The organism is Pectobacterium aquaticum (assembly GCF_003382565.3).
Classification (GTDB): domain Bacteria; phylum Pseudomonadota; class Gammaproteobacteria; order Enterobacterales; family Enterobacteriaceae; genus Pectobacterium; species Pectobacterium aquaticum.
The window spans coordinates 3,009,753-3,036,239 of sequence record NZ_CP086253.1; the positions used below are offsets into that span (position 1 = coordinate 3,009,753).

The window sequence follows — 26,487 nt, forward strand, 5'->3', positions numbered from 1 at the left end:
AATGACAGCAGCAAACGAGGTTAGAAAGCATGGGGGGATCGTGTCCAAAGGGCGAAAATTGTTCAGTCTTAGCCTGATCATGGTGACAATCAGCGGCTGTGCCGTCACCACTGACCCGATTTCGAAGCAACAAAGCACTCAGCGAGCCCAGCAAGACAGAGTGGTGATGTTCAGTCAGCAGGAGCCGGTAAGCACATCGATTACGCTCTACGATGCCATGGCCAGGGCACTCAAGTACAACCTGGAAGCTCGGCTGAAGGTCATGGAGCAGGCACTGTCACAGCAACAGTTGGAGCTGGCACGCTATGACATGCTACCGCGTGTTGCGATGTCTGCCGGTTACGTTGGGCGTAACAATGCCAGTGAATCCCGTAGCCGCAATATTTTTAGCGGTAAAGAGTCCGTGGAGCCTTCAACGTCATTAGATCGCGATCGTAACGTTGCCGATCTCACCATGGTGTGGAACGTGCTCGATTTCGGGGTGAGCTATGTCACCGCCAAACAGCGTGCCGACCAACGCTGGATTGCCGATGAACGCAAACGCAAAGTGGTACACACCATCCTTCAGGATGTACGCTCAGCCTATTGGCGTGCTGTCACCGCTGAACGACTGTTAGGGCACATTGATGATTTACTTGCGCGCGTCAATCAAGCGCGAGAAGCCAGTGAACGCATGACAACACAGCAAATTGGCGACCCGGTAGAAGTACTGAGCTACCGCAGAGCGCTAATTGAAGCGACTCGGCAGTTAGAAGAGCAGCGTCGTGCGTTATCATTAGCAAAAACCGAATTGGCTGCGCTAATGAATATGCCCTTGGATACACCTTATACGCTGGCATTGCCAGACAGTAAGGAAATGGCCGTTCCCCAGCTAACGATGGATATGAAAACACTCGAACTGAGTGCATTGACCCATCGCCCTGAACTCAAGGAGCAGGATTATCAAGCACGTATCCACGCGGCGGAAACCCGCAAGTCACTGCTGCGTATGTTACCTGGTGTTGAGATTAGCGCTGGCGGCCACTATGACAGCAACTCCTTTCTCATCAATAACAGTTGGGTAGACGTAGGGGTAAAAGCGACCTGGAATCTGTTTAACGTGATATCTGGCCCAGCCGCCTACAAAACGGCACAAGCAAACGAATCTGTCTCAGAAGTACAACGCCAAGCCATGTCATTGGCGATCATGGCACAGCTGTATATTGCGCGGGCCAACTTCAGTGAAGCCCAGAGACAGTACAAAACCAGCACCGAACTGCATGAACTTGACGGTCAGATTGTCGAACAGTTACGAAACCGCTACAAGGCACACGGCATCGGTGAGTTACAACTGATACAAGGTGAGCTTAATGCACTCAACGCCAACCTGCGTCAGGATTTAGCGTATGCTGAGTTGCGTAATACCTACGGTCAGATCCTTTCAACCGTGGGGTTCGACCTGTTACCCAAAACATTACCTACAAATAATCTGGCTGATATCAGTAAGGCGTTACGTCAGTCTGAAATGAATTGGCAGCAGGGTAACATCACTACATTGCAATCTTTCTGATGGGGTTATGCTTTCACTGGCATAAGTAAAGCAGAAGATGGTTAGATTTTGATCCGGTAGTGGGGCATGAGCAGGGAGGACATCGCCCCACTGTTGTTCTTAGCCCCTTCGCTTATAATACTTTGACCGGAATGTGCTTATGCGTCCCATGCACAACCCAGCGCAAAGAATATAGCTTCGAAGTCGAATTATCTGGAGACCGTTAAAGCGTGGCTCTCGCCGATCAGGTCACTTGTGTAGACTGGCGTAACGGTAAGGCAACAAAGAAAGGCAAAGTGACTACTGATGAATTAGAAATCATCAGAGCAAAAGCTAAGGCTTTGATTGGCTAACAATTCCGTTCGGTGGTGCTAGAAAACACCACCTACTACTATCTGAAAAGACCAATAAATCATCATCGTTACTGCTGATACCACTATTTTTCCTCTTCTTCTTTTTCGTTCATCTTCATGGCATCAGCGACCTTGGTATCCATCATGTGGTCATTTTTGCTCAGGTAGAGGTTAAACAGCCGATCAAACTCGCCCATGAGCACTTTTTCAGCAAACGGTTTGTCGGTATCCTTGATAATTGCTGACGATATGGACAAGAGGAGATGAGCGGATAATCAGGGAGAAATAAGATGAAAAATAGATAGGCCGGATACAAAAAAAGCCTCCGGCTAAGGAAGCTTTTATGCTGCACTTTATGCAGGACAGAATCAAAAACAATTCATAACTTGTTGATTCTATTGAATGTGTGGCGGAGGAGTAGAGATTCGAACTCTAGAACACTTTCGCGTCGCCGGTTTTCAAGACCGGTGCCTTCAACCACTCGGCCACTCCTCCGCAATGACGCGCACTATAAACAGTACACCGCACATTGTAAAGCCACGTTGTGTTCAACTGCTTAAAAAATAGATGATAAGCCGTTGAAAGCATAGAAAATCGACAATGGTGTTGTAAAACCGCCCGTTTAACCTTATTTCCCACTGCCGATCTGAATCCTTCATCATCAAATAAGCCCAGATATTTTTATCTCGCTGTTGTCTGTCTATTTTTCGCCGCGTCCTTTATCGTAAGACTCATTTGATACACACATTTTTATTTGCGAGACAACGATGACCTACCGAGTAATTGCACTTGATCTTGATGGTACACTACTGAATCAACAGAAAAAAATCCTGCCCGAATCGCTCAGCGCACTCGCGCTGGCCCGTCAGCAAGGCATAAAAGTGATGATCGTCACCGGACGCCACCACTCGGCAATCCACCCTTTTTATCAGGGGTTGCAGTTGGATACGCCCGCCATCTGCTGTAACGGCACCTACGTTTATGATTACCAGCGAGGTCAAGCGTCGCACACCAATCCACTCTCTGTCGAACAGGCCAAAAATGTCATCACGCTGCTAGAGGAATGTGATATTCATGGGCTGATGTATGCCGATGATGACATGTATTACCAGTATCCTACCGGGCACGTAGTCCGCACGCTGGCATGGGCGGCTAACCTGCCGGAACAGCAGCGTCCTCGTTTCGCTCAGGTAGAAAATCTGGTGCGTCAGACTGAAGCGTCCCACGCGATCTGGAAATTCGCGACAACGCACGCCGATGTTCCCACACTGAACCATTTCGCCGCAGAAGTGGAAAAGCAGCTCGGGTTGGCCTGCGAGTGGTCATGGCAGGATCAGGTTGATATCGCCCAAACCGGCAACAGTAAAGGCAAACTGCTCCAGCAATGGCTTGGCGAACAGGGCATCAGCATGAAGGACGTCGTAGCATTCGGCGATAACTTTAACGATATCAGCATGCTGGAAGGCGTAGGATTAGGCGTCGCGATGGGCAATAGCGCCGATGAAATCAAAGCGCGAGCCGATCTGGTGATTGGCAGCAATGAAGAACCCAGCATCGCCGATGTCATCCGCACCCGCATTCTGGCATAACCAACGGTAACGCAATCAGGCAAGCGAGAGCTGTCGCTTTTCCTGATTGCGTTCGACGAGAAAACTGACTTACAGCGCGCTGCCCAACACCTGCCGCAGGTACGCCCCCGCCCCCATTAATCCTGGCTGTTCATGGGTAATCAGGTACACAGGGATATCCTGCATATAGCCTTTGAACCGTCCTTTGTCTTCAAAAGCCGCCCGGAAACCGGAGGCTTTAAAGAACTCCAGAAAGCGCGGAACGATGCCGCCAGCAATATACACACCGCCAAATGTGCCTAAATTTAACGCCAAATTGCCACCGAAGCGTCCCATGATAACGCAGAAGAGCGACAGCGCGCGGCGACAGTCCACATCCGTATTGTTGACAGCACGTTCGGTAATATCTTTCGGCTCCAATTCCTCCGGCGTGCGGTCATCAGACAGCACCACGGCACGGTAGATATTCACCAGCCCCTGCCCGGAGAGTATACGCTCAGCGGAAACATGCCCGAGCGACTGGCGCAAAACAGAGAGAATTTTGTCTTCTTCATCGCTATTCGGCGCGAAATCTACATGCCCGCCCTCACCCGGCAGGCTAATCCATTGATTGGCGGCATGGACCAAATGAGCGACGCCTAATCCCGTGCCTGCACCATACACAGCGATCGGTTTACCTGGCACGGGCTCCCCGCCACCAAATTGGAGTAAATCCGCGTTAGCCATCACCGGCACCGCCATGGAAACGGCGGTAAAATCGTTGATGACCTCAAAGTGGCGCAGACCCAGACTCGCTTTCATTTCTGCGATGGAAAATGCCCAGGTGTGGTTCGTCATTGCCACCCAGTCACCGGTAATCGGGCAGGCAATCGCGATACAGGCATCCTGTACCGTGACCTGTCGCGAATCGAGATAATCACGAATGGCCCCTTCCAGAGAAGGGAAATCCAGCCCGGAATAGGTTTCGATTTGCGACAATTCGCCCGTTGTAGCATCACATAGCGCCAAACGCGTATTGGTGCCACCGACATCGCCCACTAAAACAAAGTGCGTCATTCTTCTTTTCCCCTCAAACAAAGCAGATACCCGATCATTGCGCGAAAACAGCCAGCTACGCTATGGCCATATAACTTTCTAGTGATAAGGATCTCATTTATGTCTAAAAGCTGCGGTTAAGTTAAAAGTAATCGATTACATTTAGAAAACACAAATTGTAATCGATTACTTTTAAGAGGGATACCACATGGTTTCTTCATCTGAAAACACAGCGACCAAATCGTTACAGCCGGCCTTCGTGGTTCCCAGACTGTCACTCATGATGTTTCTAGAGTTCTTCATCTGGGGTTCATGGTCTGTCACCCTGGGCCTAGTTATGACACAGCACAACCTGGCCGCCATGATTGGCGACGCCTTCTCTGCCGGACCGATCGCCTCAATCCTGTCGCCGTTTGTACTGGGTATGGTGGTTGACCGCTTCTTCCCATCACAAAAAGTCATGGCGCTGCTGCACCTGCTCGGCGCGGTCATCCTGTGGTTTGTGCCCACCGCGTTAATCAACGAAGATGGTTCACAACTGCTGATCCTGCTGTTCGCCTACACACTGTGCTTTATGCCAACGCTGGCGTTAACCAACAACATCGCGTTCCATAACCTGACTAACAGTGAGAAGAGCTTCCCGGTTGTGCGGGTATTCGGCACCATTGGTTGGATCGTTGCCGGTGTCTGCATCGGGACGGCGGGCATCTCCGCAAGCGTCAATATTTTCTACGTCGCTGCCGCCTGCTCTGCCATTCTGGCAGCCTACAGCCTGACGCTGCCGCATACTCCAGCGCCAGCCAAAGGCTTGCCGCTGGCAGTGCGCGACCTGTTCTGTGCTGATGCATTTGCGCTGCTGAAGAAAGGCCACTTCCTGGTCTTTGCCACCTGCGCCATGCTGATCTCTATTCCGCTGGGCACCTACTACGCTTACACCGCCTCCTTCCTGAGCAATGCGGGTATCAGCGACGTCAGCACCGCGATGTCGTTTGGTCAGATGTCCGAAATCGTCTTCATGCTGATCATTCCGCTGCTGTTTAGAAAGCTGGGCGTGAAATACATGCTGTTCATCGGCATGCTGGCGTGGTTCGTACGCTATGCCCTCTTCGCGATGGGCGTGAATGAAGAAACACGCTGGTTGCTCTACATCGGTATCCTGCTGCACGGTATCTGCTATGACTTCTTCTTCGTCATTGGCTTCATCTATACCGACCGCATCGCGGGAGAGAAAATCAAAGGTCAGGCACAAAGTATGGTGGTCCTGTTCACCTACGGTATCGGTATGCTGCTGGGCTCACAGGTTTCCGGTGCGCTCTATAACCGTCTCTTCAACAACGGCACGTTAAACGCGCCTGAAATCTGGGCGACCTTCTGGTGGATCCCTGCGGTTGCCGCAGCCATCATCGCCGTCATTTTCCTCTTCTCCTTCAAATATAAAGAAGAGCGGGCTTAAGCATTTGAGACGGATTAGTTAACGAAAAAATGGGATGAGGTCGCCTATGGCACCTCATCCCACTGCATTCTCCGCTATCGCAATCGTGCAACGGTATTCATGACCACACCCGTTGCCAAAGGAGGTAATAATGAAGACGTTAAAAGGACCGGGTATTTTTCTCGCCCAGTATATTGGCGATCAGGCTCCCTTTAACACGCTGGAAAATCTGGCGCAATGGGCAGCCGGATTAGACTTTAAAGCGCTACAAATCCCCTGCAATCACTCGCACATTTTCGATCTGGCTACAGCCGCCGACAGCCAAACATACTGTGATGATGTGAAAGGTCTATTGGCACAGCATGGGCTGACCATCAGCGAACTGTCGACCCATCTGGAAGGCCAACTGGTTGCCGTCCACCCTGCGTATGACGATGCCTTTGACGATTTCGCACCACCGGCTTACCGCCGCAATCCACAGGCTCGCCAAGAGTGGGCTATCGCGGCAACCAAGCAGGCAGCAAAGGCCTCTTCACGCTTAGGACTAAACGCCCACGCTACATTTTCCGGTGCGCTGGCCTGGCCCTATTTTTACCCCTGGCCACCGCGTAAAGAAGTCCTGATTCAGGAAGCCTTTAAAGAACTCGGTCGCCTGTGGACGCCGATCCTCGACTGTTTTGACGAGCACGGCGTGGATGTGTGCTATGAGCTGCATCCGGGAGAAGATTTACACGACGGCGTAACCTTTGAACGCTTCCTTGATGTCGTCAATCATCACCCGCGCGCCAACATTCTTTACGATCCTAGCCATATGCATTTACAGCAGATGGACTACCTCGGCTTTATCGATCGCTACCATGCACGAATCAAAGCGTTCCATGTGAAAGATGCGGAATTTAACACGTCGAGCAAAAGCGGCGTCTACGGCGGCTATCAGTCATGGGCTGAACGCGCCGGGCGCTTCCGCTCACCGGGAGATGGTCAGATCGATTTCGGCGGCATCTTCAGCAAGCTGGCCCAATACGACTACGACGGTTGGGCGGTGCTGGAGTGGGAATGCTGCCTGAAAGACAGCAACTGCGGTGCGAAAGAAGGGGCTGCATTCATCAACCGCCACATTATTCCCGTCGCAGGACGCGCTTTTGACGATTTCGCTGCGACCAGCGACGATCGTCCGTTAGTCAGAAAAATGTTGGGATTAAAAGAGGAGAACGCAGAATGATTCGCGTTGGCATTATTGGTTCCGGTTTTATTGGCCCAGCACATATTGAAGCGATTCGTCGCCTTGGCTTCGTTGAGGTGGTGGCGCTGGCAGAAAACTCGCTCGATCTGGCACAGCAAAAAGCGCGTCAGCTCAACATTCCTCATGCCTACGGCAGCGTCGCTGATTTGTTAAATCATCCCGGTATTGATGCGATCCATAACTGCACGCCGAACCATCTTCATGCGGCGATCAATAAGCAGATTATTCAGGCAGGCAAGCACGTCTTTTCGGAAAAGCCGCTGTGTATGACCAGCGAGGAAGCGCGTGAACTGGTGGCGCTGGCGGAAGAAAAAGACGTTGTCCACGGGGTCAGCTTTGTCTATCGCCAATTTGGCATGGTGCAGCAGGCTGCCAGCATGATTAAGCGTCAGGAGATCGGCCGCGTCTTTGTCGTACACGGTGGCTATCTGCAAGACTGGATGCTGCACGACACCGACTATAACTGGCGTGTTGAACCGGAGTACGGCGGCGTTTCCCGTGCAGTGGCCGACATCGGCTCGCACTGGTGCGACACGGTGCAGTTTATCTCCGGTCGGAAAATTGTCGACGTCTTCGCCGATTTAGCCATCGTCCATCCGATCCGAAAATCCAATCGGAACGGCACAGCCACATTCTCATCATCCGATGCGCCGCCAGAGTACGACAACAAACCGGTCAAGACCGAAGACTACGCGACCGTGTTACTGCGCTTTGAGGATGGCAGCCGTGGATCCTTTACCGTTTCTCAGGTCAGCGCTGGCCGGAAAAATCGCCTGACGTTTGAAGTGAATGGCAGTGAACAGTCGCTGGCGTGGGATCAGGAAACGCCGCAACAGCTGTGGATCGGTCATCGTGATAAACCGAATCAGATGTTGTCGGACGATCCTGGACTGCTGAACCCAGAAGCCGCCGCCGCGGTCCACTTTCCCGGTGGGCATATCGAAGGCTGGCCAGATGCGTTCAAGAACATGATGGCGAACTTTTATACCTATCTGCGTGACGGCAAACAGCCGTGCGTCGATCCGTGCAACTTCGCCACCTTCTACGATGGCGCGAACATCATGTTCATCATTGACGCCATCGTGCAAAGCCATCAGCAACAAACGTGGGTGAAGGTCGCCAATTAAGGCATCAGACCGTTTATTCTCTCACGGTATTCATCCCGCAGGTGCGACGCCTGCGGGATGCAGCCAGAGATATTTATGGTAATCTGCTCAGCCAAGCATAAGTAGCGTGAGTGCCTTCTGAATTATGTCGATTCAAAAAATAGCACGGATAGCGGGGGTCTCGGTTGCCACCGTTTCACGGGTGTTGAACAACATTGGTAGCGTGAAACCGCAAAACCGGGAACGTGTTCTCAATGCGATAAAAAGCAGCAATTATCAGCCGAACTTACTGGCCCGGCAGCTACGTACCGCGCGCAGCCAGATGTTATTGGTCATGGTTTCCAACATTGCCAACCCCTTCTGCGCCGATGTGGTGAAAGGCATTGAGGCGGAAGCGGAAGAAAACGGCTACCGCATTCTGCTGTGCAACTCCGGCTCCGACATCGTTCGCGCCCACTCCAGCCTGCAACTGCTGTCCGGCAAAATGGTCGATGGCGTGATCACCATGGACGCCATTTCAACGCTGTCTGCGCTTCAGGACATGATTGGTGCCGCACCTTGGGTGCAGTGTGCCGAGCATGATGATACGTCCGCCGTTTCATCCGTCGGTATTGATGACGCAGAGGCATCCCGCTTCGTGATTAATCACTTTATTGACAAAGGCCGCCGTCGTATCGCCATGATTAACCACGATATGAATTACCTCTACGCCCAACAGCGAGAGAAAGGCTATCGTGACGTGATCGCAGGGAATGTGCTTGATTATAGCAAGGTAGAATATGCCAGTGCGCTGAGCTATGAAGGCGGAAAAGCGGCAATGACTGCACTGCTTAACGCTACAGAACGCCCGGATGCCGTCTTTGTGGTCTCCGATACGCTGGCCGCAGGCGCGCTGTCTGCCATCTGTGAGGCGGGGCTAAGTGCGCCGCAGGATATTGCCGTGATCGGTTTCGATGGTTCGGAGCTGGGCTACATCACCTCGCCTCAGCTCAGTACGATTCAACAGCCATCCGCACATATCGGCAGAGAGGCCGTGAAGCTGTTATTACAACAGATCGACCAGCCGGACAGCGAAACAGAAAAGCGCCTACTGGAATGGACGTTTGTCGAACGGGCATCCAGCTAACCTGAATAGAATAAAACCAATCCTTTTTCATATCTGATAACCTGCGGTCCGCTGACCGCAGGTTGAATCTATTCCTTACTTACTTTTTACCTTACTCAGTTTTTCATACAGAGACTGATAGACTGCGCGCTAGATGTGGGTGGAACAATACCTTTATCATCAGCCTATCGTTACGCCGTGATCGACACGCTCTTAATCTGCGCATAGATCGTTTGCCCAGGATGAAGCATGAGATCGTCCCGTGCCCACGGTGTGATACGGGACCACAGCGTCTGCTGGCCGACCGCAAGCTTCACTTCAACCTGTCCATCGACATCAATGCACTCCACCACGCTGGCACGCAGCACATTACGGATGCTGCTTTTTTCCGGTGGCTGTAGCACCAGAGAGACATCGGCAGCATTCACGCGAATGCGTAACGCAGCGTCCTGCGGGAGTTCGACTTTTCCGACCCACACCTGCTGGTCGCCTAATGCCAGCGCCGTCATCGCGTAATGCTCATGCTGAGCCAACACACGCGTACTCAAAATAGTGCTCTGTTCGTCTTTCGGTAACCACGGGCGTAGCGCGCTGCTAGCCCACACCTCTTCCAGCAGACCCTGCGCTTTCACTTTGCCTTTATCGAGCACCACAACATGATCGGCTAACCGGACAATCTCTTCAAGACTGTGGCTGACATACAGGATCGGAATATTGACTTCTTTCGCCAGACGTTCCAAATACGGCAACAGCTCGCGCTTTCTGGGTAAATCCAGCGACGCCAGCGGTTCATCCATGAGCAGCAATTCCGGTGTGGTCAGCAAGGCCCGACCAATCGCGACACGCTGTTTCTCTCCACCGGACAGCGTCCGTGGATAGCGATTTAGCAGCAGTTCGATACCCAGTAAACTGACGATATCATCGAACTGCGATTCCATTGTCTCAGCCATACCGTAGCGTAGATTACCGCGCACGCGATAGTGCGGAAACAGCCGAGCATCCTGAAATACATAGCCGATTCGCCGCTTTTCCGGCGGAAGAAAAATACGCTGCTGCGTATCCACCAGCACATGATTATTGAGCACAATCCGTCCGCTATCTGGCCGAGTCAGGCCAACAACAGCGTTGATCAGCGAGGTTTTCCCTGCCCCGGATACGCCGAAAATAGCGGTAATACCGTTCGCAGGCAGTTCAGACTGAACGCGAAGTTCGAGGCTACCCAGCTGTTGATGAAAATCGAGTTGCAGCATTATCCCCCCAACCGCTTGCGGCTCCAGTTTGTTAGCCATTCCGATGCTAACAGCGCAGCCAGCGACAAGACGATGGCAATGCTACACAGTCTTGCTGCATCAGCCTCCGCGCCGGGCGTTTCAATCAGGGTATACATCGCCAGTGGAATGGTTCGGGTTTCGCCAGGAATGTTAGAAACAAACGTAATGGTCGCGCCAAACTCGCCAAGCGAACGGGCAAACGCCAATACGGTTCCAACAACAATCCCGGGAAAAGAGAGAGGTAATGTGATGGTGAAAAACACGCGCCAGGGCGAGGCACCCAATGTCCGAGCAGCCTGTTCCAGATGCGTATCGACAGCATCAAGCGAAAGACGGATCGCCCGAACCATCAGCGGAAACGCGACAATCGCCGACGCTAGTGCAGCACCGCGCCAGCTAAAACTAAAGCTGAAACCGAACCAGTCATAGAGCCAGGAACCGATTACACCGCGTCTTCCCATCGCCACCAGCAGCAAATAGCCAATAACCACGGGCGGTAACACCAGTGGTAAATGGATAATGCTATCCAGCAGTGATTTGCCGGGGAACCGACAGCGCACCAAAATCCACGCCATCAGTATCCCAAACGGCAAGCTGCACGCCACAGCCACAACGGAAACTTTGAGGCTCAGCTCAACCGCCTGCCATTCGTAATCACTCAGCATCATTAACGCGGCGCGAAGCCGTAACGTTTAAATACGGCTGCTGCTTCCGGCGTTTTCAGGTAGTCATAAAAACCGGTAACCGCCGCGTTTTTATGCTCTTTGACTATCGCCATCGGGTATTCGACAGGCTTGTGGCTCGTCGCTGGGAATGTACCGATAACCTTAACTTTGTCGCTGGCAACCGCATCAGAACCGTAAACGATGCCCAGCGGGGCTTCTTCACGTTCCACCAGCGCCATCGCTGCCCGTACGTTGTTGGCACGCGCCATCAGCGGGGAAAGTTCATCCCAGACTTTCAGATTCTGTAAGGCTTCTTTGGCATAGATCCCAGCAGGCACGTGATCTGGGTCGCCAACGGCCAGACGTCCGCCTTTTAGCAGGCTTTTCCAGTTGGTTTTATCGTCAATTTTAATGTCTTTCTGCGCACTCGCCTTCGGCGCAATCACCACCAGCTCATTGCCCAGCAGCGTGTGACGCGTCGCGGTATCCATCAGGTTTTTATCCTGCGCGTAGTCCATCCACTGTTGGTCAGCGGAGATGAACAGATCGGCAGGCGCACCTTGCTCAATCTGGCGAGCTAGCGTTGAGGATGAGGCATAAGACGCGACGACAGCGACGTTTTTCTCTTTCTGATATTGCGTAGCGATTTCCTGCAACGCATTGGTCAGTGATGCCGCGGCGAACACCGTGACTTTATCTTCTGCTACAGCGGGCAACGCCATTCCTGCACTGAGGGTTAGTGCGGCAAACCATTTTAACCATTGCTGCTTCATTCTTGTCTCCTGACAATTATCGTTGTGTAAATAATGATATAACGAATGATGAAGCAGTGTCATGCGCTTTAAAGAGGTATATTACCCGTCATACTTCAAGTTGCATGTGCGTTGGCTACGTTCACTCACCCGAATCACTTACCTGAGTAAGCTCATCGGGATTCCTTCTCTTGCCGCCTGCCTGAAACTCGAATTATTTAGGGTAGATATGGGGGTAGAAAAGAAATGTCCGGCCAGAAGCCGGACATCAAAATAGGAAAGGATCGTGAATCAGTGCTGATTCTTTGCGCGCTGACCGTCGGAATGACCGATGCGGGACAACACGTTAAACACTTCGCCCAGGCAATAAATCGAGCCCATGATAATCACCATCATCACAGGAACCATGGCAACTGCAAACAGCAGGCTCTTCAATAACTCCAACATGCTTACCTCACTTGTTGCAACGGTTACCGTTACTTTAGCCCGTCTATACCCGTCATACTTCAAGCTGCTTGTGCGTTGGCGCCCTTACTCACCCCAGTCACTTACTTGTGTAAGCTCCTGAGGATTCGCGCGGTTGCCGCCTTCACGCAACCCGAATTATCTAGGGTACAATGCGCTATTTCACTGTAAACCGAGATCGTCGTAATTGCCACGTAGTCTACCGCAGTAATAGAAATTAGTGCGTCTATTTGTGCGATTTGCCCCTGATGAAGAAAATAGCGACAATACAGAGAAGTAAACTCACCAACGGTGCCCTCACTATGCAGGCTGAAATTCTTCTCACCCTGAAACTCCAACAGCGTTTATTCGCCGATCCGCGGCGCATTGAATTGCTCAAGCAAATTCGTCATACCGGTTCAATCAGCCAGGGGGCCAAACTGGCGGGGATTAGCTATAAAAGCGCCTGGGATGCCATCAATGAGATGAACCAGCTAGCCGAACAGACCATCGTCGAACGCATGACCGGCGGCAAAGGCGGTGGCGGGGCTCAGCTCACCCGCTACGGCGAACGTCTTCTCCAGTTGTACGATTTGCTCGCGCAGATTCAGCAAAAAGCCTTTGATGTCTTGCAGGAAGACGGTCTGCCGTTAGATAGCCTGCTGGCAGCCATCGCGCGTTTCTCGCTGCAAACCAGCGCCCGTAATCAGTTTTTTGGAACCGTGCTCGCACGCAGCGAAGAACAGGTGCAACAACATCTGGATATTTTACTCGCCGATGGTAAAACAACGATCAGCGCCCTGATTACGCAACAAAGCGCCGAGCGCCTGCAATTGCAGAAAGGGAAAGAGGTGTTGGCACTGATTAAAGCACCGTGGATCGATGTGTACGCTGCCACATCCAACACGCCCGCGGTCGATAACATTTTGCCCGGACAAATTCAGGCCATTCAGCACGGTGTAGAAAACAGCGAAATTCTGATTACGCTGACCGGGGGGGAAACCCTGTGTGCCATGGTGCCGAATGCCTTGCTTGAGCAGCAAAAGCTGCAACAGGGAGCGGATGTGAAAGCCTGCTTCAATGCGGACCGGGTCATCATCGCCACACTTTGTTAATGTCGCTTTAGCGCTATCGCCGTCTGACGAAGGATAGAGAATGTCATTGTTAAACATCACTCAGGGGCTGTTTCGTCTCAGCGACACCCGCATGCTGCGTCTGGACGACCTGACGCTCGAACAAAACCAGTGCTGGGCCTTTGTCGGGGCCAACGGAAGTGGTAAATCTGCATTGGCACGGTCGCTATCCGGCGAACTGTCGCTATTGAGTGGTGAGCGAACCACGGGATTTCAACGCCCTGTTCGCCTGTCATTTGAACAATTACAAAAACTGGTTTCCGACGAGTGGCAGCGCAATAACACCGATCTGCTCAGTGAAGGTGAAGACGACACTGGCCGCACCACGGCAGAAGTGATTCAGGATAGCCTCAACGATCCCGCGCGTTGCCAACAGCTGGCACACCAGTTTGGTATTGCGCATTTGCTGGAGCGGCGCTTCAAGTACCTCTCTACGGGGGAAACCCGTAAAGCGATGCTATGTCAGGCGCTGATGCCCCAGCCCGACCTGCTGATTCTCGATGAGCCTTTCGATGGGTTGGACGTTGCCTCCCGCCAGCAACTTGCCGATGAGCTGAGGAAACTGGCAGGCACCAGTTACACGCTGGTGCTTATTCTGAACCGCTTTGACGATATACCTGACTTTATCAACCATGTCGGTGTACTAGCAGACTGTACGCTGACCCGCGTCGGCGAGCGTGAAACGATCCTCTCTGAAGCGCTGGTGGCCCAGCTCGCATTTAGCGAAAAACTGTCGGGAAGTTCGCTGCCAGAGCCGGAAGATCCGCAGCGATATATGACGCTGCCATCTGACGAGGCACGCATTAGGCTGCGTAACGGCGTGGTGCAGTACAATGATCGCCCTATTCTGCACGAGCTAACGTGGGAAGTATTACCCGGTCAGCATTGGCAGATTATCGGGCCCAATGGCGCGGGGAAATCGACACTGCTCAGCCTGATTACAGGCGACCATCCGCAAGGCTACAGTAACGACCTCATGCTGTTTGGCCGTAAACGTGGCAGCGGTGAAACCATTTGGGACATCAAGCGCCACATCGGTTACGTAAGCAGCAGCTTTCATCTGGATTACCGCGTCAGCACCAGCGTGCGCAACGTTATCCTGTCGGGCTTTTTTGACTCTATCGGGATTTATCAGGCCGTTTCCGACCGTCAGCGCCACCTGACAGAACAGTGGCTCACTCTGCTTGGGCTCAATGGCGCTATCGCCAATACGCCGTTTCAGTCGCTCTCCTGGGGCCAGCAGCGTCTGACGCTGATTGCCCGCGCATTAGTCAAACACCCTGCCCTACTCATTCTTGACGAACCGCTACAGGGGCTTGATCCGCTCAATCGCCAACTGGTACGCCGCTGGCTGGATATCTTGATTGGCGAGGGCGAAACGCAGCTACTCTTTGTCTCGCATCACGCAGAAGACGCGCCAACGTGCATCACGCATCGGCTCACTTTCGTCCCGCAAAATGATATCTACGGCTACCAGATTGATGCGTTATGTCAATAACACCTGAAAGCAGGGATGATAACGCTACCACAAAATAAAATGTAGGGTAAAAAGCGAGTCTCATTTACACTGTAATCTATACTTAGCTAAGGTTATTCGTAAAAAAATCATCGATAACAGGTGCTGATTCTCGCTGCAGATCACCTTTTTCAGCATCCAGCCATGTTATTTTGCCGTATTGCGATAATAGAGGTTATTATGAACGTTCTTGTTACAGGTGGTAGCGGTTACATAGGGAGTCATACTTGCGTACAGTTGCTCGCTGCTGGGCACACTCCCATCATTCTCGATAACTTGTGCAACAGCAAGGCTAGCGTCGTTAAAACCATTACACGCTTAACCGATAAAACACCCGTTTTTTATCAGGGCGATATCCGCGACAGCGCACTGCTGGACGATATTTTCGCTACGCATTCCATTGATTCTGTCATCCACTTTGCCGGCTTAAAAGCCGTGGGCGAGTCAGTGCGTGAACCGTTGAGCTACTATGATAATAACGTCTACGGTACGCTCGTGCTGGTAGAGGCGATGAAGAAAGCCGGCGTGAAAAACCTGATTTTTAGCTCCTCTGCCACCGTCTATGGCGATCAACCGCGTACGCCCTATCAGGAAAGTTTCCCCACAGGGCACCCTGCCAGTCCTTATGGCCGCAGCAAGCTGATGGTCGAGCAAATCCTACAAGATTTACAGCATGCTGAACCGGAATGGAGTATTACGCTGTTACGGTATTTCAACCCAGTGGGTGCCCATCCATCGGGTGAAATGGGCGAAGATCCGCAAGGTGTGCCTAATAACCTGATGCCTTATATCGCTCAGGTTGCGGTAGGCCGTCGCGACTCGCTGGCGATTTTCGGTAATGACTACCCTACCGCTGACGGCACTGGCGTGCGAGATTACATCCACGTCGTCGATCTGGCTGACGGTCATATCGCCGCCATGAACACCCTGCAAAATCGTGCTGGCGTGCATATTTATAATCTGGGCGCAGGCGTAGGCTACAGTGTATTGCAGGTCGTCGAGGCTTTTAGTCAGGCCTGTGGCAAACCGCTGGCTTACCATTTTGCCCCGCGTCGTCAGGGCGATCTGCCTGCTTATTGGGCAGATGCCGAGCGTGCAGCGAAAGATCTTAACTGGCGAGTCACACGCTCGCTGGAAGAAATGGCGCAAGACACCTGGCGCTGGCAATCCAACCACCCCAATGGGTACGACGAAGCGTGACGGCGCGTTTTCACACCGAGTGACGGATTAGGGGGAAGAGCCGATCTGCTGGCCTTCCCCTAACATTGCAGACATCGGCCAACCCTCTCTATTTATCGGGCCTCTACAGGAGCAAGTCATGTTGAATGAAAGTCTTAGCACGCTGGCACCCGATGGTCAGCCGTTTCAGTTAACGACCTTGCAGAATCAGGCAGGTATGCGCGTGAGCCTGATGGACTGGGGTGCAACCTGGCTTTCCTGTGCGCTCCCGCTACCGGAAGGTGAGGTGCGAGAAGTCCTACTGGGCTGTGCCTCACCCGAGCAGTATCCGCGACAAAGCGCTTATCTCGGCGCATCGATTGGCCGCTATGCCAACCGCATAGCCAAAGCCACGTTCAGTCGAGAAACCGAAACGTTTCATCTGGTTCCAAACCAGAATGAACACCAGCTGCACGGTGGCCCAGAAGGCTTTCATGCCCGCCGCTGGCGAATCGCCAGTCAGGATGCAACGCAAGTGACTTACCAATTGCATTCACCGGATGGCGATCAAGGGTATCCGGGGCATCTCAACGTACAGGTGACGTACGCGCTGACCGAACATAACTCGCTGGAAATCTCGTATCAGGCGACCGTAGAGAAAGCCTGCCCCGTTTGTCTGACCAACCACGCGTATTTCAACCTTGATGGCGATTTGACTGACGTCCGTAAGCACCAATTGCAGCTGTTTGCCGACTATTATTTGCCGGTCAATAGCGCGGGCATTCCCAACGCCGATCTGACACCAGTAAACGCGACCGGAATGGATTTCCGCCAACCCAAAACGCTGGAAGAAGATTTCCTGCGCGACAGCGATCAAATGGCCGTCGGTGGCTACGATCACGCTTATTTATTGCATCGCACCTGCGGTTCCAGCGAAAGCCCGGCTGCCAATTTGTGGTCATCCGATGGCCGCGTGCTGATGAGCGTTTTCACCAGCGCCCCCGCCTTACAGCTCTATAGCGGCAACTTTCTGGCCGGAACCCCCTCGCGTGACGGCGGTCAGTATGAAAACTATGCCGGTGTCGCACTGGAAAGCGAGTTCCTGCCGGACAGCCCAAATCACCCAGACTGGCCGCAGCCCGACTGCTGGCTGAAACCGGGGAAAGTCTATCGCTCGGATACCACGTACCAGTTCCTTACCCAGTAACCGAACAGCAAAAGATAATTAACCCATTGATAACATTGGCAGATGGCTATCTGCCAATTTACAAAACTACTTTACAAAACTATGCCATTCCCCGCTTGCCGCATTCCAACTCAGACGCTTACACTGCTATGAGGTTCAAAAAGGAAACGCTATGTCCGCATCATCACGGTCACCATTATTCATTCATCATCTGCGCCATAAAGGCAGGTGGGGATGGCTACTGGCGCTGTGCTGGCTTTTCCTGAATGCGCAACTGGCTATCGCAGGTCATCAATGCGATATGACAATCAGCCAGACCTCCCCCGCTATCCAGCATCAGGCACATCTGCAACAGGCTGACATTCAGCCGTTATCATCTCACGCTCAGCATACGGCTACAGCGTCTTACGCTGCTGACCAGCAAACGCCGCTGTGCGAAAAACACTGCGTGCCGGATAGCGTGAAGCAGGATAATGGCTCGCTGGCATTATTAGCACTGCCGGTCAGCGGTGAGCTGGTCTTAGCGGATAACCCTGTCCACCTTACCCCAGCCTCTGATGTCTGGCTTTCCCCCCCTGCGGTCGGCCCTCCGGCTGAGATCCGCTTCTGCCGATTTAGAGAATAACCCAAGCGATTGATAACCCCTGCGCCAGCGGGCGCAACGTCTTGTTTATCAATTATTTTTATTGGGATTTTTTTATGCGTATTACTTATATGGCGCTGATTAGCGGCCTGATTTTTTCTGTTTCTTCCTTCATCTTCCCCGTGTGGGCCAACGACCACCAGCATCACGCGATGATGCCGACCACTCCCCCAGCGGCTACGACAGCCGTTTATCAGACCACTGGGATTGTTAAGCAGTGGAACGCTAACAGCGTCACGCTCTCCCACGCGCCGATTGCCGGCCTCAAATGGCCTGCCATGACGATGGCCTTCACGCTGCCATCCAGCGGAGAAATAACGCCATTGCCAGCCAACACCCCAGTCACGTTCAGCTTTATCCAGAAGGATAGCGGCTACATCCTGACCGCGATTACGCCACAGCAGCCTTAACCGGAGCACAACATGAACTTATCCAAACACGACGCTGCGCGCGCGTGTCTGGCGATGTTGCTGTGGCTGCCTGCCGCCGTCTTTGCGGCAGATCTGAGTCTTGAACAGGCTTTACAGGCGGCAGAGCGTTATTCCGCCGACCTGTCAGCCAATCAACACCAGATTAACGCGCTCCAGAACATGGCCGACTCTGCCACGCAGCTTCCCGACCCTAAGTTGAAATTTGGCGTCGAAAATCTGCCATTAGGCGGCAACAACGGTAGCCGACTCACGCGAGAAGGGATGACGATGCAGCGTATCGGCATCATGCAGACCTACGTCAGCAGCAGTAAGCGTGATAGCAAAGCGCAGGCCATTCGGGTAGAAGCCGATGCGCTACAAAGTAATAGCGAGAGTATCCGTGCTCGTCTGCAACGGGAAACGGCACAGGCATGGCTGGATCTGGCACTCTCACAGAAAGCGTTGGGCGAGGTCACAGCACTGGTCACAGAAAGCCAGCGGCAGATCGCATCGCAAAAAGCGAATGTGGCGGCAGGCGGTGAAACCAGTAGCGTGCTGGATGCCCGCCTGACGTTGGCAACCATGCAGGACAGGCAGTCTGATGCAGAACGGGATACTCGCATCGCACATGCCCGGCTGGTGCAGCTTACCGGCATCGCAGATATCAATGTAAACGGCGATCTTCCCCGCTTTGAACGGCTGCCAGCCTCACCAGAGGTGCTGGGCAATGCCATTCATCAGCATCCAGAAATGCAGCAGGCACAGCGTGAAGCCGAGCTGGCTCAGGCTCGCTCCGCACAGTCGGCCGTTGCCACGATCCCCAATGTTGATGTTGAAGTCTATTACGCGAAGCGTGGAGATGATTACGACGATATGGCGGGCATGATGGTGACAGTCGATCTGCCGCTGTTCACATCCAAGCGTCAGGACAAGGACTACGCCGCAGACGTCTCGCGCAGCATGGAAGCTCGCGACAGAGTGTTGCTCACCGAACGAGAGCATCAGGCGCAACTCAATACGCTAATTGCTCAATATCAAGCCGCACAGTCTCGCTGGCAGCGCCAGAACAACGAGGTTCTCCCTCTCCAACAGCAGCGCATCAAACTGATTCAGGCTCAGTATCAATCCGGCAGCAGTAATCTTTCCGCCGTACTGGATGCCCGTCGGGCGTTGCTCGAAAGCCGGATTGCCGCTCAGGATACCGCTCGGGAGATGGCGCAATATTGGGCTGCCATCCGTTATCTGACACCACAAGGAAGCCCTACGCGATGAGCAAAACAGTCACGAACAAATCATTGAGGTTTAGCCTGATGACACTGGCTATTCTCAGCGCGGGTGGCGTGAGTTATCTGGTTGGCAAACAGCAAACGCCGCACTCGCTTTCTACCGCAGAGCCAGCACGTGCCGTTCTCTATTGGTATGACCCGATGGTGCCGGATAAACGTTTCGACAAACCGGGGAAATCGCCCTTTATGGATATGGAATTGGTGCCCCGCTACGCCGATTACGTGCAGGAGGACGGCGGTGTCATCGTCAGCGCTCGTCAGCAACAAAATCTCGGCGTTCGCACCACCCGCGCGGAAATGCGCGAACTGACTGACCGCACTACAGGTTATGGCACCGTCGCCCTCAACGAACGCGGTTTACACACGTTGGTGGCACCCAGCGGCGGCATTGTCGAGAAACTCACGGTCAATGCGCTGCAACAACAGGTGAAGAAAGGCGAAACGCTAGCCACATTATGGAACCCGACCTGGGCGGCGGCACAGCGCGAATATCTGGCGGTACGGCAGTTGGGCGACGACATGCTGACTCAATCAGCCCGCCAACGGCTGGCGCTGTTATTTATGCCGGAAGCGATTATTCGGCAGGTCGAGCGGAGCGGCAAACCACAGGACAGGATCGCGATTACCGCACCAGAAGACGGCTATGTGAATAAGCTGGAGGTGCGGCAAGGCATGCAGTTAAGCCCTGCTCAGCCGTTATTCGAGCTTGCTAGTCTGAACCCAGTTTGGATCGATGTCGATTACCCCGAAGCGCAGGCGGCACAGCTCACTCTCGGCAGCGACATCAGCGCAACCAGCCGTGCCTGGCCGGACAAAACCTTCCACGGCAAAATCAGCGAACTGCTACCCGTACTGGACAGTACCACGCGCACGCTAAAAGCCCGTGTCGTGCTGGATAACCCGCAACAGCAGCTTAAACCCGGCATGTACCTGACCGTGCTGCTTTCTCACGCTCAGGCACAACCGCGTCTGGCGATCCCGCAGGAGGCGCTATTGGTCAGCGGTAGCCAAAACCGGGTCTTACTGAGTGATGGCAACGGCCATTTCACCCCACGCAACGTCACGGCAGGCGCATCGCTGGGCGACTGGGTGGAAATCATCGATGGACTGAAAGCAGGCGACAACGTAGTCACTTCGGGTCAGTTCCTGATTGATTCCGAAGCCAGCCTGCGCAGCGCCTTACCACAGTTTGATGCGGAGACATCGGCAAACCCAGCAACGCCGACTGCCCCCGCGGGCTACCACACTCAGGGAGTCATCAGGGCGATAAACGGCAATCAGGCCACCATCGAACACGAAGCAGTTCCGGCACTCAACTGGTCGCCAATGACGATGGACTTCACGCTGCCATCGTCAGGGCTGCCACAGGGAGTGGGGATCGGCAGCACCGTCAGTTTCCAGTTCAGCATGGACGACAGTGGGATTCGCGTCCTGCATTTTTTACCCGCTGACGACCCGCATGCTGGCCACGGAGGTCATCCATGATTGCCTACATCATTCGCTGGTCGCTCAAAAACCGTCTTCTGGTTTTACTGGCCGCGCTGCTCATGGCGGCGTGGGGCCTGCTGTCTCTACAAAAAACGCCGCTGGATGCCCTGCCCGATTTATCGGACGTACAGGTCATCATTCGCGTCAGCTATCCGGGGAAAGCGCCGCAGGTGGTGGAAAATCAGGTGACCTACCCGCTGACGACCACCATGCTTTCCGTGCCGGGTTCCAAAACGGTACGGGGCTTTTCCATGTTCGGCGATGCCTACATTTATGTACTGTTTGAAGACGGCACCGATCCTTACTGGGCACGCTCCCGTGTGCTTGAATATCTCAGTCAGGTGCAATCCAGCCTGCCTGCCGATGCGAAAACCTCGCTCGGCCCAGATGCCACCGGCGTCGGCTGGATCTACGAATACGCACTGGTCGATCGCAGCGGCAAATACAGTCTGGCCGATCTGCGCGGTTTTCAGGACTGGCTGCTGAAATATGAGCTGAAAACCGTTCCCGATGTAGCAGAAGTCGCCAGCGTGGGCGGTATGGTCAAACAGTATCAGATCGTCGTCGACCCAGAACGCATGCGAACGCAGGGCATCACCCATCAGCAGATCGTCAGCGCTGTTCAAGCAGCCAATCAGGAAAACGGCGGTTCCGTGCTGGAGTTGGGCGAAGCGGAGTACATGGTGCGCACCACCGGTTACCTGAAAACCGCGCAAGATTTCAACCAGGTGGTAATGACTACCCGCAACGGCATTCCTGTGCTGTTGCAGGATGTGGCAACGCTCAGAGAAGGGCCGGAGATGCGGCGCGGCATCGCAGAACTGAATGGCGAAGGCGAAGTGGCGGGCGGCATCATCGTCCTGCGCTATGGCAAGAATGCGCTGAATACACTGCATGCCGTCAAAGCGCGGTTACAGGAAATACAAAAAAGCCTGCCCGCAGGTGTAGAAATCGTCCCAACCTACGACCGCTCGCAGCTGATTGAACACGCCATCGATACGCTCAGCTTCAAGCTGCTGGAAGAGTTTGTTGTCGTCGCGATCATCTGCGCCCTGTTTCTTTTTCACTTCCGCTCGGCGTTGGTGGCGATCATCAGCCTGCCGTTGGGGATTCTGGGGGCGTTCATCATCATGCGCTATCAGGGCGTGAACGCGAATATTATGTCGCTGGGCGGTATCGCGATAGCCATCGGCGCGATGGTGGATGCCGCGATTGTGATGATAGAAAACATGCATAAAGTCATTGAACAGTGGCGGCATGAAAACCCAGGGAAGCAGCCGCAGAATAACGAGTGGTGGCAGTTGGCAGAACGAGCTGCGGTGGAAGTGGGTCCCGCGCTGTTTTGCAGCCTGCTGATCATTACGCTGTCGTTTGTCCCGGTGTTCTCACTGGAGGCACAGGAAGGCCGCATGTTTTCACCGCTGGCCTTTACCAAGACCTATGCCATGGCCGTCGCCGCCGGATTAGGAATTACGCTGGTGCCGGTATTAATGGGGTATTTCGTACGCGGCAAGATACCGGACGAACAGGCGAATCCGATTAACCGCTGGCTGATTGCAGCCTATCACCCAGTGTTGCAAAAGGTATTGAGCTACCCGAAAACCACGCTGCTGATTTCCGGCCTGCTGTTGCTACTGACGCTCTTTCCGCTCAGCCGTCTGGGGAGCGAATTTATGCCACCGCTGGATGAAGGCGATCTGCTGTATATGCCTTCCACCCTGCCCGGCATCTCTGCACGGGAAGCTGGCCGACTGCTGCAACAGACGGACCGGCTGATTAAAACCGTGCCCGAAGTCGAGTCGGTCTTCGGCAAAGCGGGCCGTGCCGAAACGGCAACCGACCCAGCACCATTAACCATGCTGGAAAGCACCATTCGGCTGAAACCGCGCGACCAGTGGCGTGAGGGCATGACCATGGACAAGTTGGTGGCTGAGTTGGATCGTACCGTCAGCCTGCCGGGTATCGCGAACGTGTGGGTACCGCCGATTCGCAACCGGCTGGACATGCTGGCCACCGGCATCAAAAGCCCGGTGGGCATTAAGGTTAACGGCAATAATCTGGAAGACATAGAGCGTACTGCTGCACAAATCGAGCAGGTGGTGAAACGGGTTCCGGGCGTGACGTCTGCCCTGGCGGAACGGCTGGCGGGCGGGCGCTATATCGATATTGATATCAACCGTCAGCGCGCCGCACGCTATGGCGTGTCCGTCGAAGAGCTTCAGTCGGTGGTTTCCACACTCATCGGCGGGCAAAATATCGGCGAAACCATTGAAGGCCGCCAGCGTTATCCCATCAACATCCGCTACCCGCGTGAATTACGCGATTCGCTACAAAAATTGCGTGACCTGCCCATCGTGACGGCCAACGGCAGCAGAGTGACGCTGGCAGAGCTGGCTGATATTCGCGTCAACGAAGGACCACCGATGCTAAAAAGTGAAAACAGCCGCTTGTCGGACTGGATTTATGTCGATCTACGCGGCCGCGACCTAAAATCTGCCGTTGAAGACATGCAGCAGGCCGTTGCCCAACAGGTCACGCTGCCGGAAGGCGTTTCACTGAGCTGGTCCGGTCAGTTTGAGTATCTGGAACGCGCTACGGAAAAAATGAAAGTCGTCGTGCCCTTTACGCTGCTGATCATTTTTGTGCTGCTGTATGTCACCTTCAACCGCATCAAAGACGCGTTGCTGATTATGGCAACGTTACCTTTCGCGCTGATTGGCGGCGTCTGGCTGCTCTATCTCCTTGGCTATAATCTTTCCGTAGCGGGTGCAGTGGGCTTTATTGCACTGGCGGGCGTGTCGGCGGAATTCGGCGTCATCATGCTGCTGTACCTCAACCATGCAGTAGAGAAACACCGTGTGGCAGGTCAGGCGCTGTCACGCCAGCAATTGATGGATGCCATCCACGAAGGGGCGGTTCTGCGCGTACGGCCAAAAATGATGACCGTGGCAACGATTATGGCAGGGCTGCTCCCCATCATGTGGGGGGGCGGCAGCGGATCCGAAATCATGCAGCGGATTGCCGCGCCAATGATAGGCGGGATGGTGAGTGCCCCTCTGCTGTCGATGCTGGTGATTCCAGCGGTCTACCTGTTATTGCACAAGGGGGATTCCGGTTTGCTGAAACGGTAAAGCCAGAGCGTGATTTTACGCAAACAACCTGCGGATAAATCACGCTTGCCATCGACTATCGATTGCCGATAACCGTTCTACACCCCTATAATGAAATCAGTTATCACAGAAATCTTAGGATAGGAAGGAGTTTAGCTATGGCTGTAACTAAGCTGGTACTGGTAAGACACGGTGAGAGCCAGTGGAACAACGAAAACCGCTTCACAGGCTGGTACGATGTCGATCTATCCGACAAAGGCCGTTCAGAAGCCAAAGCCGCAGGTCAGCTGCTGAAAGACGAAGGTTTTGCCTTTGATTTCGCGTATACCTCCGTGCTGAAACGTGCCATTCATACACTGTGGAATGTACTGGACGAGCTGGATCAAGCCTGGTTGCCAGTTGAGAAATCCTGGAAACTAAATGAGCGCCACTACGGTGCGCTGCAAGGTCTGAATAAAGCCGAAACCGCTGAGAAATACGGTGACGAGCAGGTTAAACAATGGCGTCGTGGTTTTGCGATTACGCCTCCAGAGTTGACGCGTGATGACGAACGTTTCCCAGGTCACGATCCGCGTTACGCTGCTCTGAGCGACAAAGAGCTGCCGCTGACTGAAAGCCTGGCGCTGACCATCGAACGTGTTGTGCCTTACTGGAACGAAACCATCCTGCCACGCGTCAAAAGCGGTGAGCGTGTGATCGTTGCGGCTCACGGTAACTCACTGCGTGCACTGGTGAAATACCTGGACAACCTGGGCGAAGACGAAATTCTGGAACTGAATATCCCAACTGGCGTGCCGTTGGTTTATGAGTTCGACGAGAACTTCAAGCCTATCAAACGTTACTACCTGGGCAACGCAGACGAAATCGCTGCAAAAGCTGCCGCAGTAGCGAATCAGGGTAAAGCGAAGTAATTTTCCCCTGAATGACAAAAACCCGGCCTGTGCCGGGTTTTTTATATAGCATGCTATTCGATATTACTTGCTACGGCGCTCGCGTACCGCAGAAGCCAGTTGACGCAGCAGGGATTCTGTATCTTCCCAGCCAATGCAGGCATCGGTCACGCTGCGGCCATAAACCAGCGGCTCGCCGCTTTCCAGATTCTGGTTGCCTTCGACCAGATGGCTTTCCACCATCACGCCCATAATCGCTTTCTCGCCCTGCGCGATCTGCCCGCAGACGTCAGTGCAGACATCCATCTGCTTTTTGAACTGCTTGCTGCTGTTCGCATGGCTGAAATCGATCATGACCTGCGGTGTCAGGCCCGCTTTTTCCAGACCAATTTTCACGTCTTTCACGTGCTCAGCGCTGTAGTTCGGCGTTTTACCGCCGCGCAGAATAATGTGGCAATCGTTGTTACCGCTGGTATTCACGATAGCCGAATGGCCCCATTTGGTGACAGACAAGAAGCAATGTGGTGCGCTGGCGGCGTTGATCGCATCAATCGCGACCTTGATCGTACCATCGGTGCCGTTTTTAAAACCGACAGGGCATGACAGGCCGGATGCCAGTTCACGGTGTACCTGAGATTCTGTCGTACGTGCGCCGATAGCGCCCCAGCTCATCAGATCCGCCATATATTGCGGCGTGATCATGTCCAGAAACTCACCCGCAGCCGGTAAACCGATGTCGTTAATTTCCAGCAGCAGTTGGCGTGCAATGCGCAGGCCGTCATTGATCTGGAAACTATTGTCCATGTGCGGATCGTTGATTAGCCCTTTCCAGCCAATCGTGGTGCGTGGTTTTTCAAAATAAACCCGCATAACCACTTCCAGATCGTCGCTCAGCTCGTTACGCAGCGCCAACAGACGCGCGGCATACTCTTTTGCTGCTTTCGTGTCGTGGATCGAGCAAGGACCAATCACCACCAGCAGGCGGTCGTCATTGCCGTTAAGAATTTTATGGATGGCAGTACGCGCGAACGATACCGTTTCCGCGGCCTTCTCCGTGGCTGGAAACTTTTCTAGCAAAGCAACCGGCGGCAAAAGTTCATTAATTTCTTTAATTCTTAAATCATCATTTTGGTAATTCATAAATAAATCCATCGGTTCCGAAACG

22 protein-coding genes, 1 tRNA gene and 1 pseudogene are annotated in these 26,487 nt (G+C 53.5%); 17 read left to right on the top strand and 7 right to left on the bottom strand.

Annotated features, from left to right (window positions below; translation table 11 throughout):
* Nucleotides 1–40: 40 nt before the first annotated feature.
* Nucleotides 41–1,549, top strand: coding sequence for a TolC family protein (locus DMB82_RS13970; protein WP_102116620.1), 1,509 nt, complete (start codon nt 41–43; stop codon nt 1,547–1,549).
* Nucleotides 1,550–1,608: 59 nt separating this feature from the next.
* Nucleotides 1,609–1,881, top strand: a pseudogene (mazF, locus tag DMB82_RS13975) (endoribonuclease MazF).
* Nucleotides 1,882–2,288: 407 nt separating this feature from the next.
* Here mazF and DMB82_RS13980 read toward each other — a convergent pair.
* Nucleotides 2,289–2,376, bottom strand: a tRNA-Ser gene (locus DMB82_RS13980).
* 272 nt (nt 2,377–2,648) lie between these two features.
* Here DMB82_RS13980 and DMB82_RS13985 point away from each other — a divergent pair.
* The gene (locus DMB82_RS13985) at nt 2,649–3,470 is read left to right on the top strand and encodes a pyridoxal phosphatase (protein ID WP_116162728.1); all 822 of its coding nucleotides are present in this window, start codon (nt 2,649–2,651) and stop codon (nt 3,468–3,470) included.
* 69 nt (nt 3,471–3,539) lie between these two features.
* Here the strand turns inward: DMB82_RS13985 and glk are convergent, their stop codons facing one another.
* Nucleotides 3,540–4,505 (bottom strand): glucokinase, encoded by a 966-nt coding sequence (gene glk / locus DMB82_RS13990; protein WP_116162726.1) that lies wholly within the window; start codon nt 4,503–4,505, stop codon nt 3,540–3,542.
* Between the two features lie 187 nt (nt 4,506–4,692).
* Between glk and DMB82_RS13995 the strand changes: the two genes are divergently transcribed.
* The 4 genes from DMB82_RS13995 (at nt 4,693) to DMB82_RS14010 (ending at nt 9,391) form a co-directional block, all read left to right on the top strand.
* Nucleotides 4,693–5,937, top strand: coding sequence for an MFS transporter (locus DMB82_RS13995; RefSeq protein ID WP_116162724.1), 1,245 nt, complete (start codon nt 4,693–4,695; stop codon nt 5,935–5,937).
* Nucleotides 5,938–6,067: 130 nt separating this feature from the next.
* On the top strand, nt 6,068–7,138 hold the full coding sequence (locus DMB82_RS14000; RefSeq protein WP_116162722.1) for a sugar phosphate isomerase/epimerase family protein: 1,071 nt from the start codon (nt 6,068–6,070) through the stop codon (nt 7,136–7,138).
* Entirely contained in the window at nt 7,135–8,286 is a 1,152-nt protein-coding gene (locus DMB82_RS14005; protein ID WP_116162720.1) for a Gfo/Idh/MocA family protein, read from the top strand. Before DMB82_RS14000 ends, DMB82_RS14005 begins: the two co-directional genes overlap by 4 nt.
* Before the next feature lie 124 nt (nt 8,287–8,410).
* A complete protein-coding gene (locus tag DMB82_RS14010) occupies nt 8,411–9,391 on the top strand; it encodes a LacI family DNA-binding transcriptional regulator (RefSeq protein ID WP_102116626.1) in 981 nt (326 codons plus the stop codon).
* A gap of 170 nt (nt 9,392–9,561) precedes the next feature.
* Here DMB82_RS14010 and modC read toward each other — a convergent pair whose 3' ends face one another.
* The 4 genes from modC to DMB82_RS14030 all read right to left on the bottom strand — a co-directional run bounded on the left by modC (nt 9,562) and on the right by DMB82_RS14030 (nt 12,505).
* Entirely contained in the window at nt 9,562–10,620 is a 1,059-nt protein-coding gene (modC, locus tag DMB82_RS14015) for a molybdenum ABC transporter ATP-binding protein ModC (RefSeq protein ID WP_116162718.1), read from the bottom strand.
* A complete protein-coding gene (gene modB, locus DMB82_RS14020) occupies nt 10,620–11,309 on the bottom strand; it encodes a molybdate ABC transporter permease subunit (protein WP_102116628.1) in 690 nt (229 codons plus the stop codon). The genes modC and modB overlap by 1 nt, the downstream gene beginning before the upstream one ends.
* A complete protein-coding gene (modA, locus tag DMB82_RS14025; RefSeq protein ID WP_116162716.1) occupies nt 11,309–12,079 on the bottom strand; it encodes a molybdate ABC transporter substrate-binding protein in 771 nt (256 codons plus the stop codon). Before modA ends, modB begins: the two co-directional genes overlap by 1 nt.
* A gap of 270 nt (nt 12,080–12,349) precedes the next feature.
* The gene (locus DMB82_RS14030) at nt 12,350–12,505 is read right to left on the bottom strand and encodes an AcrZ family multidrug efflux pump-associated protein (RefSeq protein WP_010302737.1); all 156 of its coding nucleotides are present in this window, start codon (nt 12,503–12,505) and stop codon (nt 12,350–12,352) included.
* Between the two features lie 320 nt (nt 12,506–12,825).
* On the opposite strand from DMB82_RS14030, the gene modE reads away from it, so the two are divergent.
* The 10 genes from modE (at nt 12,826) to gpmA (ending at nt 25,343) form a co-directional block, all read left to right on the top strand.
* The gene (gene modE, locus DMB82_RS14035) at nt 12,826–13,617 is read left to right on the top strand and encodes a molybdenum-dependent transcriptional regulator (protein WP_116162714.1); all 792 of its coding nucleotides are present in this window, start codon (nt 12,826–12,828) and stop codon (nt 13,615–13,617) included.
* 40 nt (nt 13,618–13,657) lie between these two features.
* Complete coding sequence (gene modF / locus DMB82_RS14040) at nt 13,658–15,133, top strand: molybdate ABC transporter ATP-binding protein ModF (protein ID WP_116162712.1); 1,476 nt, start codon at nt 13,658–13,660, stop codon at nt 15,131–15,133.
* Between the two features lie 198 nt (nt 15,134–15,331).
* On the top strand, nt 15,332–16,351 hold the full coding sequence (gene galE, locus DMB82_RS14045; RefSeq protein WP_102116632.1) for a UDP-glucose 4-epimerase GalE: 1,020 nt from the start codon (nt 15,332–15,334) through the stop codon (nt 16,349–16,351).
* Between the two features lie 118 nt (nt 16,352–16,469).
* Entirely contained in the window at nt 16,470–17,516 is a 1,047-nt protein-coding gene (gene galM, locus DMB82_RS14050; protein WP_116162710.1) for a galactose-1-epimerase, read from the top strand.
* A gap of 151 nt (nt 17,517–17,667) precedes the next feature.
* The gene (locus tag DMB82_RS14055) at nt 17,668–18,120 is read left to right on the top strand and encodes a hypothetical protein (protein WP_116162708.1); all 453 of its coding nucleotides are present in this window, start codon (nt 17,668–17,670) and stop codon (nt 18,118–18,120) included.
* Between the two features lie 74 nt (nt 18,121–18,194).
* Complete coding sequence (locus DMB82_RS14060) at nt 18,195–18,548, top strand: copper-binding protein (protein WP_116162706.1); 354 nt, start codon at nt 18,195–18,197, stop codon at nt 18,546–18,548.
* Between the two features lie 12 nt (nt 18,549–18,560).
* Nucleotides 18,561–19,820: a TolC family protein gene (locus tag DMB82_RS14065; protein ID WP_116162704.1), complete on the top strand. Its 1,260-nt coding sequence runs from the start codon at nt 18,561–18,563 to the stop codon at nt 19,818–19,820.
* A complete protein-coding gene (locus DMB82_RS14070) occupies nt 19,817–21,319 on the top strand; it encodes an efflux RND transporter periplasmic adaptor subunit (protein WP_116162702.1) in 1,503 nt (500 codons plus the stop codon). The genes DMB82_RS14065 and DMB82_RS14070 overlap by 4 nt, the downstream gene beginning before the upstream one ends.
* The gene (locus DMB82_RS14075) at nt 21,316–24,453 is read left to right on the top strand and encodes an efflux RND transporter permease subunit (RefSeq protein ID WP_116162700.1); all 3,138 of its coding nucleotides are present in this window, start codon (nt 21,316–21,318) and stop codon (nt 24,451–24,453) included. The genes DMB82_RS14070 and DMB82_RS14075 overlap by 4 nt, the downstream gene beginning before the upstream one ends.
* A gap of 137 nt (nt 24,454–24,590) precedes the next feature.
* Nucleotides 24,591–25,343, top strand: a complete 753-nt coding sequence (gene gpmA / locus DMB82_RS14080) for a 2,3-diphosphoglycerate-dependent phosphoglycerate mutase (RefSeq protein ID WP_010302707.1) — start codon at nt 24,591–24,593, stop codon at nt 25,341–25,343.
* Nucleotides 25,344–25,406: 63 nt separating this feature from the next.
* Here the strand turns inward: gpmA and aroG are convergent, their stop codons facing one another.
* Entirely contained in the window at nt 25,407–26,462 is a 1,056-nt protein-coding gene (gene aroG / locus DMB82_RS14085; protein ID WP_102116640.1) for a 3-deoxy-7-phosphoheptulonate synthase AroG, read from the bottom strand.
* Nucleotides 26,463–26,487 lie beyond the last annotated feature (25 nt).

Excerpts from the sequence above, each read along its gene's own strand:
- galE (WP_102116632.1), top strand. The coding sequence starts at position 15,332 with ATGAACGTTCTTGTTACAGGTGGTAGCGGTTACATAGGGAGTCATACT.
- DMB82_RS14065 (WP_116162704.1), top strand. The coding sequence starts at position 18,561 with ATGAACTTATCCAAACACGACGCTGCGCGCGCGTGTCTGGCGATGTTG.
- modA (WP_116162716.1), bottom strand. The coding sequence starts at position 12,079 with ATGAAGCAGCAATGGTTAAAATGGTTTGCCGCACTAACCCTCAGTGCA.
- DMB82_RS14075 (WP_116162700.1), top strand. The coding sequence starts at position 21,316 with ATGATTGCCTACATCATTCGCTGGTCGCTCAAAAACCGTCTTCTGGTT.
- modE (WP_116162714.1), top strand. The coding sequence starts at position 12,826 with ATGCAGGCTGAAATTCTTCTCACCCTGAAACTCCAACAGCGTTTATTC.
- gpmA (WP_010302707.1), top strand. The coding sequence starts at position 24,591 with ATGGCTGTAACTAAGCTGGTACTGGTAAGACACGGTGAGAGCCAGTGG.
- modB (WP_102116628.1), bottom strand. The coding sequence starts at position 11,309 with ATGATGCTGAGTGATTACGAATGGCAGGCGGTTGAGCTGAGCCTCAAA.
- DMB82_RS14070 (WP_116162702.1), top strand. The coding sequence starts at position 19,817 with ATGAGCAAAACAGTCACGAACAAATCATTGAGGTTTAGCCTGATGACA.
- modC (WP_116162718.1), bottom strand. The coding sequence starts at position 10,620 with ATGCTGCAACTCGATTTTCATCAACAGCTGGGTAGCCTCGAACTTCGC.
- DMB82_RS14000 (WP_116162722.1), top strand. The coding sequence starts at position 6,068 with ATGAAGACGTTAAAAGGACCGGGTATTTTTCTCGCCCAGTATATTGGC.
- DMB82_RS14010 (WP_102116626.1), top strand. The coding sequence starts at position 8,411 with ATGTCGATTCAAAAAATAGCACGGATAGCGGGGGTCTCGGTTGCCACC.
- aroG (WP_102116640.1), bottom strand. The coding sequence starts at position 26,462 with ATGAATTACCAAAATGATGATTTAAGAATTAAAGAAATTAATGAACTT.
- DMB82_RS13995 (WP_116162724.1), top strand. The coding sequence starts at position 4,693 with ATGGTTTCTTCATCTGAAAACACAGCGACCAAATCGTTACAGCCGGCC.
- glk (WP_116162726.1), bottom strand. The coding sequence starts at position 4,505 with ATGACGCACTTTGTTTTAGTGGGCGATGTCGGTGGCACCAATACGCGT.
- DMB82_RS14030 (WP_010302737.1), bottom strand. The coding sequence starts at position 12,505 with ATGTTGGAGTTATTGAAGAGCCTGCTGTTTGCAGTTGCCATGGTTCCT.
- DMB82_RS13985 (WP_116162728.1), top strand. The coding sequence starts at position 2,649 with ATGACCTACCGAGTAATTGCACTTGATCTTGATGGTACACTACTGAAT.
- galM (WP_116162710.1), top strand. The coding sequence starts at position 16,470 with ATGTTGAATGAAAGTCTTAGCACGCTGGCACCCGATGGTCAGCCGTTT.
- modF (WP_116162712.1), top strand. The coding sequence starts at position 13,658 with ATGTCATTGTTAAACATCACTCAGGGGCTGTTTCGTCTCAGCGACACC.
- DMB82_RS14005 (WP_116162720.1), top strand. The coding sequence starts at position 7,135 with ATGATTCGCGTTGGCATTATTGGTTCCGGTTTTATTGGCCCAGCACAT.
- DMB82_RS14055 (WP_116162708.1), top strand. The coding sequence starts at position 17,668 with ATGTCCGCATCATCACGGTCACCATTATTCATTCATCATCTGCGCCAT.
- DMB82_RS14060 (WP_116162706.1), top strand. The coding sequence starts at position 18,195 with ATGCGTATTACTTATATGGCGCTGATTAGCGGCCTGATTTTTTCTGTT.